The sequence below is a fragment of the Flavitalea sp. genome (assembly GCF_035489435.1).
GTDB lineage: Bacteria > Bacteroidota > Bacteroidia > Chitinophagales > Chitinophagaceae > DATHKG01.
In genome coordinates, this window is record NZ_DATHKG010000156.1 from 16,727 (window position 1) to 31,071 (window position 14,345).

The following is a 14,345-nucleotide window of genomic DNA, read 5'->3' on the forward strand; positions in this document are numbered from 1 at the left end:
GATCTTCTTGTTATTAAATAAAAAAGTTGACAAAGCAAACCTTGTCAACCTTTGATTAAATACAGTGGGCCGTTATTATTTAAATCTTTTTTTGAACTTGGCACCGCCGCCGCCCGCATTCCGGTCGTTCCGGTCATTCCGATCGTTACGATCATTTCGTCCCGGACCACCGCTTGCTCCGCCGCCACGGGGCTGAAACTTCTGATTATTGTTGTTGTTATTGCGTTTGTTGCGGAAGTCTCCGTAACTGCCACTACCACCGCGATTGTTTTCACGTCCCTCGTTTGGTCTGTGACTTCTCACATAAGGCGTGTTGGTAAATTCAAGCTGACCATCAGTTAAACTGGTCAATTCGGCCTGGATCGCATCATCATGAACCGTTTCCTTATGCCAGTTATTATAAGCAAGTTTCATATAATAGGCAACTGCGTTCGCAAACCCCTGGCGTTTTTCAGGATTCTCTTCTTTCAGTGCTTTATTGATCACCAGCTCCAGGTTTTTACCCAGGTGAGAGAATTTGGGATATCTTTTTGGATAAGGAAGTGGTTTTGGCTTTGCCCTCAGTGTTTCCCTGGTCGGGATGGGGTAAGGACTTTCCACATCAAGTTTAAAATCAGAAACAAGGAACAAATGGTCCCACAATTTGTGTCTGAAATCTTCAACATTTTTAAGATGCGGATTCAGAAATCCCATCAGCTCAATCACCGCATACGCATTCCTCTGGCGGGTTTCCTTATCTTCAATAGTCAACAGGTATTCAATCATCTTCTGAATATGTCTGCCATATTCTCGCATGATGAGGTGATTTCTTGTTGTATTGTATTCCATGTTCTCCATGTTCAGCATAGTACAAAAGTAATGAAGTAACTCCAAAATGAAAAAAGGCCTTAAAAGGGGCCTTTTTTCTGGAAATGTTTATTGGTAAATCACAGGTTTAACGGTTTATCAGAATCTTATTTGTAAACACCTGGCCGGTTGATGCATCCTTTACGCGTACATAGTACAGTCCCGGAGCATTCACTTTGCCAAGGTTTAAATCAATAAGATTGGTATTTTTTAATCGCATCGGTCTTGAAATCACTACCTGGCCTACCTGGTTGGTAACATCGATATTGAAATCACCGTCCAGGTTTGCATCAAATTGCAGCGATACCTTATTCACAACCGGGTTAGGATATGCAGAGAAGGTGCTTGCGGTATTATGGTCCATATTCAGGGCCTTCACTGTGGAGTAACTTATCTTCCCGTTTGCATCTGTTTGTTTGATGCGGAAGTATAATTGACCTGTAACAGCCTGATTAGGGTTATATTGATAGGCGTATTTTGCCGAAGCGCCCGATGAAGCAGAGCTGGTTTGGGTACTGCCTGTTCCGAAGAACTCACGGCCATTTTTGCTGACTTGGATTTCATAGGTATTAGATGTTAGATTATTACCTACTATCCACGTGAGATTAACGTTTTTATTGCTTTTTACAGCAGTAAAATTTTTAATATTAGTAGACATTACTATAGTTGGACACCAGTAGTACGTTAGGCCAAAGTTTCCCCAATATCTGGAAATGATCTGATAATCGGCGTTCATACCCCCTTGTGTTGTAAGCAGTCCGCCATTCACTGTGTAATCGAATGATACGTCCCCTGTGCCTCCAAAGTAACCAGTAACATCAGACGTGTTTGATTGGTGAGAACTATTTTCAAACAAGGTATCAGGTCCGTAAACGGCCTTATCCGCTGAATCATGTCTTCCCAAAGTGGTGGGACCATAAACTCTTGTAGCGGTTTCGTTTACAGAGAATCCCGGACCGGTATATTCGTTTGTAGCACTCATCAAAAACTTAAAGGTCACGGGAAATGACGCTGTGTTCGTTACATGTGTAGTCGATACTAATGATATTGTATCGGAGAACTGGACGCAGGTAAGCGTTCCAATTGTGGGATTAAATTTTGGGAATATTATAGTGGCAGAAGCTGCATCTGTAGTATCCAGGGTAAACAAATGTTTAACTTCAGTCGGTGGTATGCCACCATCGCAAAGACACTGAGCCTTTGATGCCAATGGGCTTATGATGCCTGCCAGGCAGGCGGTTAAGGATAAGGTGATGAGTAGATTTGTTTTCATAGGAACTGAGTTTGGTGATATGAGTGGATTGTTATTGGTCGGAATACGAGTGGGATAAAAGTACATAGAGTCCCGGCTGAATGCAAAGTGTTAATACTTAAATAAAAGGTTAGTATTTTCCGCAATCCTGCTCCAGATAAGGGTTTCACTATACTGGTAATCAATGATATTCAGTAATTCGCGTTGAGAATAGCCGAAAACCCGGTGCCCGGCAACAAAAAAGATAGTTACTCTGATTACCTGTATTTTTGCATTTTGCTGATAAGCACTTAATTTTTAATACAGGTATAATGGAATCAAAAATTACGATCAATGTTTCGCTGGACGATAAAAAGGTGCCTAAGCAAATAAGCTGGGAAGCGAGCGAAAGTACCGCAGAAAAAGCCAGGCCTGCCAAAGCAATGATCCTTTCTTTATGGGATGGAAATGACCGCACAGCCATGCGGGTAGATTTATGGACAAAAGAAATGATGGTTGATGAGATGGCAGATTTTTATTATCAGACCCTGGTCACCATGGCCGACAGTTATGAAAGGGCCACTCACCAAAAGGAGTTGGTTGACGACATGAAAAAATTTGCGAAGGACTTCTATGAAAAATTCAGGGCAATACAATTGAAAGAGAGCAAGGCCTGAGGATTAAGCAACCCCTGACTTACAAAACGCTTTATGAACACAACGCCTTAGAAGCCGCCCGCAAAAATTTGAAAAATTAACTAAAGGAAACAGGCCTTTTTAATGCCTAAATAAAATACAATGAGTTTAGAACAACAAATAATGGGCGAGTTGAAAACCGCTATGCTCGCAAAAGACGAAAAATCGGTAAGAAGTCTCCGGGCAATCAAAGCCGCTATTATTTTAGCCAAAACCTCGGAAGGGGCAGGTGGTGAAATCAACGAGGATGCCGAGATCAAACTATTACAGAAACTGGTAAAGCAACGGAGGGACTCTCTGGAGATCTTTCAGCAGCAAAACCGGGAAGATCTTGCCCTGAAAGAACAGGAAGAAATCGCAGTGATTGAAAAGTTCCTGCCTAAACAGCTTGACGAAAATGAGCTCAAACAAATAGTAAGTGAGATCATTGCAAGTACCGGTGCCTCTTCACCTGCCGATATGGGAAAAGTGATGGGACTGGCCACAAAACAACTGGCAGGTAAAGCAGACGGTAAAACAGTAAGTGCAATCGTAAAACAGTTATTAGCCAAATAGCGGGTATGATCATCGACATAATCCTGCTTGGGCTGATGATCATGGCCGTTGTCAAAGGATTGCAACGGGGATTTATCGTTGCATTGTTTTCCATGATCGCATTTATAGTAGGCCTTGTGGCTGCGCTGAAACTTTCTACCGTCGTAGCCGCTTATCTTGATGATTCCATAAATGTTTCAGCAAGGTGGCTGCCGTTCCTGGCTTTTGGCCTGGTGTTTATTGTTGTCGTGCTCCTGGTAAGGCTATTGGCTGCAGTGATACAATCCACCATGGAACTGGCCATGCTCGGCTGGGTGAACCGGATTGCAGGAATATTCCTATATGCAATTATGTATATATTGATTTTCAGTGTACTCCTGTTTTTTGCGGTTCAAATGAACTTTTTTAACCAGGATACTTTGGATAGTTCTTCAACTTATGTCTATATCAAACCGGTAGGTCCATTCGTTATAGATGGAATAGGGGTACTGCTACCATGGTTTAAAGATATGTTTGCAGAATTGCAGGAATTTTTTGGCAGGCTATCAGAGAAAGTGCCTCAGCCAAACAACAGGATCAGCTAAAAATGCGTTGAGAACTTCAGTTTGTGACAGCGAGACATGTCTGCACCTCTAAAATAATCAGGGATTCGCCCGGCATTGCACTAAATTTGACATTTAAGAAAAATGTTCTTTGCTTTGCAAGGGGTAGTTTTTTTCGGCTAAATCAAGTATTTTAGCAGTTAATTGGTTGACCTGAACTGACTTAGACGATGAATTACGAGATTAAACAAGAACAAAAATTCCGATTTATAGAAGAGGGCACGGGTGAACCGCTGGTCCTGTTACATGGACTCTTCGGTGCGCTCAGCAACTTCATGGATCTGATTGAATACTTCAGGCAACATTACAAGGTGGTAGTGCCAATACTTCCATTGTTTGAACTCGACCTTCTGCATACCTCTGTCGGAGGACTTGAAAAATTCGTACATAAATTCATTGAACATAAGGATTATCGCCAGGTACATCTGCTTGGCAATTCATTGGGAGGACATGTCGCCCTACTTCACGCCTTAAAACATCCGGAAAGAATAAAATCATTGACTCTGACCGGGAGCTCAGGGCTTTTTGAAAACGGTATGGGTGATACTTATCCAAAACGAGGTGATTACGATTTCATTCGCAAAAAAACAGAACTTACCTTTTACGATCCAAAGATTGCCAGTAAAGAATTGGTAGACGAGGTCTATGGTATTGTAAATAACCGGATACAGGCCATCAAGATTATCGCGCTGGCAAAATCAGCCATCAGGAACAACCTGGGGGAAGAAATCAGCCAGATCAAACAACCGACACTACTGGTTTGGGGAAACAATGATGCCGTGACACCACCTTTTGTGGGGCGCGAGTTTCACAGGCTGATTCCAAACTCTGAACTGCATTTAATTGATAAATGTGGTCATGCACCAATGATGGAAACTCCGGGGGAATTTAATTCTATCCTTCACAAATTTTTGACAAAATTAAGCGAACCTGCAGCGGTCGCCTGATTCTTGCCGTCTTGCAGACCAACATGCTCTTTTCCCCGTATATATGAAAAGAGCTGATTAACAAGATTCGTAAAGAAGCTAAATCCCCGTACGTGTTAAACAAAGAAATTATATCATCTACTATTCCTTCGCTTAACCCGGAGGATAAGGTTTTCCAGGCATTGGAGCTTATGAGTGAGTTTCATGTATCGCAGCTGGCTGTGGTCGCCCAGGAAAAATACCTTGGCCTCGTTTTTGAAAACGATCTACTGGACATGGATGAAAATGCAGTCCTCAGTTCGGCAAGTGATCATTTCTCAAGAATCGCGGTGCATGCAAACACCCATTTCATTGAGGCAATTCAGGCATCGAATGATTATAACCTTACTGTTGTACCGGTAGTTGAGAAAGAAAACGAGTTTATCGGGGTAATCCAGGCAACTGATCTGTTAAAGAATTTTGGAAAAATAACTGGTGCCAGTGACCCGGGTGGAGTAATTGTTCTTGAAATGGACCAAAGGAATTTTTCATTTTCAGAAATCAGTAAACTGGTCGAAACCAATGACGCGCAGATCACACAACTAAATACTTACTGGGATGCGCAGGCAATGGCCTTTTTCGTGACCCTTAAGATAAATAAGTTCGAGATTAGCGACATCATTGCAACATTTCAGCGCTACGATTACCAGATAAAATACTACTTCGGGGAAGAATTGTATCAAAATGAGCTGAAAGACAACTATGATCACCTGATGAATTATCTGAATATTTGATTCCCTGCCGGCCAGATTTAATAAACGCTTACCCGGGAAACCTTATATTACATTTTTACAAACCCCTGGGTAGCTGGGGTTCAATCTAAACCTATCATTCAAAAATTACAGAGCGCGTTTGCCGGCATGCGGATGGGTAAGAAATATTACGCCTTTATTGGTTTGTTTCTGTGGAGTTGCGCAATCCTTAATGCCCAACAGTCTGACAGTGTCAGGTTGCAGAATACTGATACTGTACCGTCGGTAGAACTCTCCCGGGTGGTAGTTAAACCAGTTGCCGGTGGAACCCCTTTCGTTATTGGTGAAATATTTATTGCAGGCAACAAAAGAACAAAATCCTATATAGTTGCACGGGAATTACCATTTAAAACCGGAGACTCGGTGTATCTGCCGGACCTGGTTAAAGGATTTGAAATTGCCCGCCAACAGTTAATGAATACCAAGTTATTTAATGAAGCGATCGTAGCATTAAAGTCTTTCCGCGGCAACGCAGTTGATATTGTGATCCAGGTGAAAGAACGCTGGTACATATTTCCCCTTCCGCATCTTAAACCAATTGACAGAAATTTGTCGGAATGGGCCAAACAGGGTTATGGCCTTGACCGTGTGAACTATGGATTTAAATTCACTCATTACAACTTTACAGGCCGGAATGATAAACTACGTTTATGGCTTATTACAGGTTATAGCCGGCAGATCGAATTCCAGTATGATCAGCCTTATGCCGACAAATCTCTCAAACACGGATATAAAATCGGTTTTCAGTATTCAAAGAACAAAGAAGTCAATTATAATACGCTGGACAATCAACAGCAATTTGTTGACAGCCTGAACGATGGAATCCGCCGATGGAGAGGCAGCATTGAATATACTTATCGTCCGGGTTTAAGAACTTTTCACGGGATCAGCATCGGTTTAACAAATGAACAGGTCGACAGTGGTATAGTAGTCCTCAATCCTAAATATTTTAACAACGGAAAAACGAGCGTTACTTATCCTGAAATATCCTATTCTTTAAATTACTTCAATGTTGATTATATCCCGTTCCCGCTCAAAGGCTGGCAAGGGGAATTTAGTTTTCTTAAGAGGGGGATTCATGCCGATATGAATATGTGGCAGGTTGCCGGTAAAATTAATCTCAATTATGAAGTAGCCCAAAAAACGTATTTCGGTTGGTCGGGACAGGGAGTGCTAAGATTTCCTTTTGAACAGCCTTATATTAATCAGCGAATGTTTGGTTATAATGACTTTTACCTCCGGGGACTTGAGAAATATGTTATTGATGGTGTAGGTGGTTTACTATCACGTCAGACACTACGAAGAGAATTGTTTCGTTTCAGTATCCCAACTTATCTTAAATCGAAATCGCATGATCGCATTCCTTTCAGAATCTATGCCCGGACATTTGGTGACCTCGGTTATAATTATAGCAAAAATACTTATACCAACAACTTAACCAATCGAATGCTTTACACAGCCGGCGCGGGTGTTGATATAGTCACTTTCTATGATTTCATTCTCCGGTTTGATTACAGCTTTAATCAATTGGGAGAAAACGGCCTATTTTTACATATTAAGGGGGATTTTTGATCTTCTTCATAAGTTTGCCTGATTCTTAGTTGGGATAATAATCATGAACAGATGAAAGTAGCAATTTACAGCAGGGTATTAGATTTGGACAATCATGTGCAGGTTTTGCAACTGCTGGAAGAACTTGCGAAAGAAAAAATAGATCCGGTTATCTACTATCCTTTTTACGAAGCCATCAAGGGATTTAATTTTCCCGCGGCGGTTTCAACTTTTAATAGTCCCGATCAGTTGGATGATTCCTTCGACTTTCTCATCAGCCTTGGTGGCGACGGCACTTTGCTCGACACCGTAATACTTGTAAAAGATAAAAACATACCTGTAATCGGGATCAATTTTGGAAGGCTGGGTTTCCTTGCAAGTATCGGTCGCGAAGAATTGCACAAAGCTGTGAGGGCTATTGTTAACCGTACAATAGTTATAGATAAACGCTCACTTGTTCATCTCGATGCCAACCAGGCTATATTTAATAACGTACCTTATGGTCTGAACGAGTTTGCCATACATAAAACAGATACCTCGCCCATGATCAAGATACATACTTATCTGAATGGCGAATTTTTGAATACTTACTGGGCCGATGGTTTAATTGTTTCGACCCCTACCGGCTCAACAGGTTATTCATTGAGCTGCAATGGTCCCATCGTATTTCCCGACTCAGAAAGTTTCGTTATTACTCCTGTCGCCCCGCATAACCTGAATGTAAGACCGATCGTGGTGCCGGATGATAATATCATTTCTTTCGAAGTTGAGGGTCGGACCGAACAGTTCATTGTAGCACTTGACTCGAGAAGGGAGATTGTAGATAAACAAATACAAATAGCAGTAAGAAGAGAGAGTTTTACCATGAGCCTGGTAAGACTGAATGAAAATAATTTCCTGCAAACGCTTAGAAATAAACTTTCCTGGGGTCTTGATACAAGAAATTAAATCATTTATAAAAGAAAATAAGAAATCCAGCGTTATTCATTGTAGCTGTCGATTATAGTTAATATATTGACACCCTTTTCAGTACTCCTTTAGAATTGCTAGTCCCACATCCCCCTGAAAACCGTTGTTTCAAAGACTAAACAATTTTTATACTGAATTTATGAAGAAGCTGTTTTTTGTTGTTCTGCTGGCTAGTGCTGTAAATTTTGCCAAAGCTCAATACGAAAGTATTGTTCAGCAGGGAGAAATCGGTCTGTCGCTGGGTGCCGGTCATTATTTTGGCGATCTTAATACCCAGGCACGGATTAATCGCCCAAAACTGGCGGTCGGCGCTTTTTTCCGTAAACAATTTGGCAATTATGTCGGAATGCGGGTGAGCGCACACTATACCCAGCTTGGTTATTCCGATGTTTATACTACCGATAACGAATATCAGCGCCGCCGGAACCTCAGCTTCAATTCAAATATATTTGAACTCGCCGTCCAGGGTGATTTCAATTTTTTCAAGTTTTTGCCCGGCGATCCTTATCATAGCTTCACTCCATATGTAACGCTCGGTGTCGGTGTTTTCAGTTATGACCCCTACGCATATCTTAATAAACAAAAGATTTTCCTGCGTTCACTGGCCACTGAGGGCCAGGGCCGGCCTGAATATCCGGACCGCAAGCCCTATAATACTATGGCCTTCGCGTTTCCTTTGGGTGTTGGTGTAAAATATGCCATTAATGACAGGATCAATATCGGCGCAGAAATAACTCATCGCTTTACAACTACCGACTACCTGGATGACGTAAGTACCACTTATATTGGTGCCGACAAGTTCCCACTGCTTCCCGATGGTACGCCATCACAGGCAAGATTGCTCCAGGACAGATCTTATGAAACCGGTGAAATCATTGGTATCGAGGGTCGCCAGAGAGGTTTCTCCAAGCAAAAGGACCAATATATTATTGCCGAGGTTTTTGTATCCTTCAATATTACTTCTTATCGCTGCCCAACGGCTAACTAAAAACGTTGCTCCACCTAATATTTTTGTACCTTCGTGCCCTTCAAAAAAAGAGGTATGCAGAGCCTGAAGGAGCAAATTAATTTCGAGCGCCTGCCCCGCCATATTGCCATCATTATGGATGGTAATGGAAGATGGGCGCAGGAAAAAGGACAGGACCGCCTGTATGGCCATTTCCATGGCGTAGAGAGCGTGCGTGATATCGTGGAAGGAGCGGCGGAACTTGGAATCGAATATCTCACCTTATATGCGTTTTCAACCGAAAACTGGGACCGCCCGGAATACGAAGTAATTGGTTTGATGGAGCTGCTCGCAGAAACCATTCGGAAGGAAACCGAGACACTCAACAAGAACAATATCAGGCTGCATGTGATCGGGGATACCAAGATGTTGCCTGAATATGCCAGGAAACAACTCGAAGAATCGCTCGAAATCACCAGCAAAAACACAGGCCTGAACCTGATTATGGCCCTCAGCTACAGCAGCCGCTGGGAATTATTGCAGGCAGTAAAAAATATCGCCGAAGATGTTAAGGCTGGAAAGCTTGACCCGGCTGTGATTTCGCAGGATACCCTTCAACAATACCTGACCACAAGCCAGCTGCCGGATCCTGAACTGATGATCAGAACCAGCGGTGAATATCGGATCAGCAACTTCCTGCTCTATCAGCTTGCTTATGCAGAATTATATTTTACCCAGGTGCGTTGGCCCGATTTCAGGAAAGAAAATTTATATGAAGCTATTTTAGATTACCAAAAAAGAGAAAGACGTTTTGGTAAAACCGGCGACCAGATCAACAATGAAATCGCCATGACCTGATGAGCACAAAATTCTTCCTTCTCCGCCCACTAACGTTAATTTTTAAGGATTACCCCCGGACACTGCCCGGGAGGTCATCTTTAACATATCATTTTTAATAAATCCTTTTAATTTGCTCAACTCAAAAATAACCGGAATGCTGCGGAAGTTTACTCAGATTTTTTTTATCACAATGTCCATCCTGCCTGTTTCCAAGGCAGTCCGCGCACAGGTTACTGATTCGGTCCGCACACCGGTTACAGATACTGTTCCGAATTCTATCGATCCACGTTTACTTGAAATCACAGAGTCGAGGCAACCTAAAGAATACATCATTGGAGGCATAAAAGTTACTGGTACCAAGCGATACGACGAACAACTACTTACTTCAATTTCGGGGCTCAATGTTGGAGATCGTGTAACCATCCCCGGGGGAGATAATTTCAGCAAAGCCATTAATAATCTTTGGAACCAAAAGTTGTTTTCGAACGTCCAGATTTTTTTTACAAAGCTGGAGGGATCAAATCTTTTTGTAGAAATCAATGTACTTGAGCGTCCTGCGTTGTCAAAATATTTTTTGAAAGGCACAGTCAAAAAATCAGAAATAGATGAACTGCGTCCAAAAACCGGCCTTGTTCCTGGCAGGGTGGTTACAGAAAATGTAAAGCTGAATGCCACTGAGGCCATTCAAAAATTTTATACAGAGAAGGGATTTCAAAGTGCTAAAGTCACTATCGAGGAAGTACCGGATCCTGCACTTCCCAATTCAATCATATTGAATTTTATCGTACAGAAAGGTAATAAGGTTCGTATCGGTGATGTGAACTTTTATGGTAACGAGGTCGTGAATGAGCAGAGGCTGAAAAAGCAAATGAAAGGAACCAAGGAGATGTCGCGATTGTCTTTACATCCTATCCAACAGACAAGTCCTTATGGTGAAAATTCAACTCCAAGCTTCCGCGAATACCTGGCTGATGCCGGTCCCCTTTCAGTATCAAAAACAAAGGAAGTACTTGATCCTTATTTCAGATTTAAACTCTTCTCTTCTGCCAAATTCAATGAGAAAAAATATGAAGAAGACAAGCTGAAGGTGCTTAGTTATTATAATTCCCTGGGTTTCCGTGATGCGTCGATAGAAAAGGATACCCAGTATTTTAATAATAAAGGAAATCTTTTTGTTGATCTCAAAGTGGCTGAAGGACGTAAATATTATTTCGGAAATATTACCTGGAAAGGAAATACAAAATACGGCGACTCAATCCTGAACCTGATTCTCGGAATACAGAAAGGTGATATTTATAACCTTGCAACCTTGAACAGGAAGCTCGGAACTGAACTCAGTGCGGAAGGTGGCGATATTAATAGTCTTTACCAGGATGATGGTTACTTGTTTTCAAGGATCTCTCCTGTTGAAACAGCAGTTTATAATGATACGATAGACTTTGAAATCCGTATCGTTGAAGGGCCACAGGCTGTTTATAAAAACATTACCATATCAGGTAATGAAAAAACAAAAGAACATGTTGTTCGTCGTGAACTCAGGACTTTGCCAGGTGAAAAATACAGCAGGCAGGAATTGATTCGTACAAATCGTGAGATTGCGCAACTTGGGTTTTTCAACCAGGAAAAAATCGGCATCAACCCGGTTCCAAACCCCGATGATGGTACGGTTGATATAAATTACACCGTTGAAGAAAAATCTTCTGATCAGTTGGAACTTTCTGCCGGCTGGGGTGGTGGTATTGGTCTTACCGGTACGCTTGGAGTTTCATTCAACAACTTCAGCATAAAAAATATTTTCAAAAAATCTGCCTGGGATCCTTTACCAACAGGTGACGGTCAGAAGTTAAGTCTTCGTATACAGAGTAACGGTAGAGCCTACCAGAGTTATAACTTTTCATTCACCGAACCATGGCTTGGTGGTAAAAAGAAGAATTCGCTTACTGTTGCCTTATATAAAAGTTTGTTCCGTACAGGTGGTTTCAATCCTGGCACAAACCGTTATTTCTTTAGTGATACCAATAGTTTAAAAAACTTTGGAGCTTCAGTTTCACTCGGTAAACAATTGAAATGGCCGGATGACTTTTTCTCCATTGTGTATACCCTGGCTTATACAAGGTATAACCTCCACAATTACCCGATATTCTCATCCAGTTTTGATAGTGGAGTCTCTAACAACGTTAGTTTTAAAATTGCCATCGGTCGTAACTCGGCTGGTCCAAACCCGATATTTCCAACAAGCGGATCAAACTTCCTCTTAAGTGGTCAGTTTACCCCACCTTATTCATTATTCATGGATAATGTGACTCCTGAATCCAGCTTTAGATCACCTGAGTTCCATAAATGGAGATTTAATGCAGAATGGTATATTCCAATCGGGAAAGCATTTGGCGCGGATCGTACCAACCAGTTTGTGTTAAAAGTGGCTGCGAAATACGGCTTCATGGGCAGGTATAATAAGAATATCGACTTCTCACCGTTTGAGCGTTTCCAGGTCGGTGATGCTGGTCTTGCAAATGGAAACTTCATCCTGGGTTATGATATCATTGCCCACAGGGGTTACCCGGTTTACGAAACCTCTAACCCAAAAGTCAATCCTGATCAACAGAACGCGACTACATTCTTCACAATGTTTAATAAGTATACCCTGGAGTTAAGATATCCGTTTACAACCAATCCGAGTTCTACTATCTATGGAACTGTATGGTTTGAGGCGGCCAACGGATGGTATGATTATAAATCTTACAATCCCTTCCGTCTCCGGAGAAGCGCCGGTGTTGGTGCAAGGTTCTTCCTGCCAATGTTTGGCTTGCTTGGATTTGACTACGGTGTTGGCTTTGACAGGTTGAATCCGGGAAGAAGTTTCAAGGATGCAACCCGCTTTACCTTCATGTTAGGCTTCGAACCTGAATAATTATCAACATTAATTTGAATCAACATTAATTTGATTATCCTCCGCGATTTGATGTTCCCCCCATTATGTAAAAAAGGGGATTTACATTATCTTCAGGCCGGATCATTAATGATATACAGGATCAGTAATTCGAAAAAATCAACGGTAAAAACATTTGTATGAAAAAGTTAGTCATCTTAACCGCCCTGATTCTATCGCTGGCACTTGTGCAGGCTCAGCGCTATGGTATTGTTGACACAAAGTACATATTAGAAAAAATACCCGATTATAAAGACGCTCAAAAGAAACTTGAGCAGTTTAGCGGGCAATGGCAGAAAGAAATTGATGATAAACAAGTTTTCCTGGACAAAATGTACAAGGACTTTGACGCTGAACAGGTTATGTTGAGTGATGAGTTAAAAAAACGCCGGGAAGACGAATTATTTGTACGCGAGAAAGAAGTCCGTGACCTGCAACGCAAGCGTTTTGGATTTGAAGGTGACCTGTTTAAAAAACGCCAGGAATTGGTGAAACCTATACAGGATAAGGTTTATAACGCTATCCAGAAAATTGCCGTGAACCGTCAATTTGATTTTATTTTAGATAAAAGTGAAGGAATTACTGTTATCTTTGCCGACCCAAAATTGGATCGTAGCGAGGATGTATTAAAAGAACTGGGTGTTAAATAAATCCAAAGGCATGCGGTAAATACAACCCATGGGTGTTTTTTCGCTACTTATATTTTAATCTGATTTTAAAACTAAAACAACATCGCATCGGTTTATCTCTGCGACCTTAAAAACAAAAGACAATGAAAAAGTTTTTAACTGCCGGAATGTTTGCTATTATGTTGATGGCAGCTAACCAGCTAACTGCTCAAACAAAGTACGGGTATATCAGCACCCAGGAACTCATCAATTTTATGCCAGAATACGCAAAAGCTGATACTACCGTCAGACAATTGCAGGAAGCTCTTGTTCAGAATCTGAGAGATAAAGAAACGAATCTGCAGGCAAGTGTTGATAAGTTTTATAAAGATTCTGCTACTCTCCAGGCGGCCGTTAAGGAAGTTAAGCGTACTGAATTACAGAAATTGTACCAGGACCTGGCCGGTGAAGAACAAAGAATTCAACAACAATTAACTGAAAGACAACAAGGTCTGATGGGCCCGATTTATAAGAAAGCAATGGATGCCATCCAGGCTGTTGCTAAAGAAAACGGGTTTACTTATATTTTCGAAAGAGAAAGTGTGCTGGTTGCTCCTCCGGGCGATAATGTATTGCCATTGGTTGCAAAAAAACTGAACATCAAGTTGCCAGCTAATGCTTCGAGCAATACAGCACCTGGGCAAACACCACCTGCCGGCCCTGCTGCTGTACCACCAGCAACCAAGGATCCTAAGACCAAGAACTAATAAAGTTTAAAACTTATAAATTATTTAGGCCGCTCCGGTATGGAGCGGCTTTTTCGTATAAGGAAGACATCTTTAGGAAGACATCTTTGATCATTTTTGAAGATAATTTT

General features: G+C 41.6%; 14 protein-coding genes. 12 read left to right on the forward strand and 2 right to left on the reverse strand.

From position 1 onward, the window contains the following. Positions 1 to 75: 75 nt before the first annotated feature. The gene (locus VK664_RS23920) at positions 76 to 828 is read right to left on the reverse strand and encodes a DUF4290 domain-containing protein (RefSeq protein WP_461401241.1); all 753 of its coding nucleotides are present in this window, start codon (positions 826 to 828) and stop codon (positions 76 to 78) included. Between the two features lie 106 nt (positions 829 to 934). Next, entirely contained in the window at positions 935 to 2,119 is a 1,185-nt protein-coding gene (locus tag VK664_RS23925; protein WP_461401242.1) for a choice-of-anchor E domain-containing protein, read from the reverse strand. A 290-nt stretch (positions 2,120 to 2,409) separates the two neighbouring features. Here VK664_RS23925 and gldC point away from each other — a divergent pair, with 290 nt between their 5' ends. The 12 genes from gldC (at position 2,410) to VK664_RS23985 (ending at position 14,235) form a co-directional block, all read left to right on the forward strand. Continuing rightward, the gene (gene gldC / locus VK664_RS23930) at positions 2,410 to 2,754 is read left to right on the forward strand and encodes a gliding motility protein GldC (protein ID WP_461401243.1); all 345 of its coding nucleotides are present in this window, start codon (positions 2,410 to 2,412) and stop codon (positions 2,752 to 2,754) included. A gap of 120 nt (positions 2,755 to 2,874) precedes the next feature. Continuing rightward, the gene (locus VK664_RS23935; protein WP_461401244.1) at positions 2,875 to 3,327 is read left to right on the forward strand and encodes a GatB/YqeY domain-containing protein; all 453 of its coding nucleotides are present in this window, start codon (positions 2,875 to 2,877) and stop codon (positions 3,325 to 3,327) included. 5 nt (positions 3,328 to 3,332) lie between these two features. Then, entirely contained in the window at positions 3,333 to 3,890 is a 558-nt protein-coding gene (locus VK664_RS23940) for a CvpA family protein (protein WP_461401245.1), read from the forward strand. Between the two features lie 188 nt (positions 3,891 to 4,078). Beyond that, positions 4,079 to 4,855 (forward strand): alpha/beta fold hydrolase, encoded by a 777-nt coding sequence (locus VK664_RS23945; RefSeq protein WP_461401246.1) that lies wholly within the window; start codon positions 4,079 to 4,081, stop codon positions 4,853 to 4,855. 92 nt (positions 4,856 to 4,947) lie between these two features. Beyond that, complete coding sequence (locus VK664_RS23950; RefSeq protein WP_461401247.1) at positions 4,948 to 5,607, forward strand: CBS domain-containing protein; 660 nt, start codon at positions 4,948 to 4,950, stop codon at positions 5,605 to 5,607. Positions 5,608 to 5,739: 132 nt separating this feature from the next. Further along, positions 5,740 to 7,197, forward strand: coding sequence for a POTRA domain-containing protein (locus tag VK664_RS23955; protein WP_461401248.1), 1,458 nt, complete (start codon positions 5,740 to 5,742; stop codon positions 7,195 to 7,197). A gap of 51 nt (positions 7,198 to 7,248) precedes the next feature. After that, complete coding sequence (locus tag VK664_RS23960) at positions 7,249 to 8,124, forward strand: NAD kinase (RefSeq protein WP_461401249.1); 876 nt, start codon at positions 7,249 to 7,251, stop codon at positions 8,122 to 8,124. 160 nt (positions 8,125 to 8,284) lie between these two features. Next, entirely contained in the window at positions 8,285 to 9,133 is an 849-nt protein-coding gene (gene porG, locus VK664_RS23965) for a type IX secretion system protein PorG (protein ID WP_461401250.1), read from the forward strand. 54 nt (positions 9,134 to 9,187) lie between these two features. Continuing rightward, a complete protein-coding gene (locus VK664_RS23970; protein WP_461401251.1) occupies positions 9,188 to 9,949 on the forward strand; it encodes an isoprenyl transferase in 762 nt (253 codons plus the stop codon). A gap of 136 nt (positions 9,950 to 10,085) precedes the next feature. Further along, entirely contained in the window at positions 10,086 to 12,842 is a 2,757-nt protein-coding gene (locus tag VK664_RS23975) for a BamA/OMP85 family outer membrane protein (RefSeq protein WP_461401252.1), read from the forward strand. 158 nt (positions 12,843 to 13,000) lie between these two features. Further along, entirely contained in the window at positions 13,001 to 13,510 is a 510-nt protein-coding gene (locus tag VK664_RS23980) for an OmpH/Skp family outer membrane protein (RefSeq protein WP_461401253.1), read from the forward strand. A gap of 122 nt (positions 13,511 to 13,632) precedes the next feature. Next, positions 13,633 to 14,235 (forward strand): OmpH/Skp family outer membrane protein, encoded by a 603-nt coding sequence (locus VK664_RS23985; RefSeq protein WP_461401254.1) that lies wholly within the window; start codon positions 13,633 to 13,635, stop codon positions 14,233 to 14,235. Positions 14,236 to 14,345: the final 110 nt, after the last annotated feature.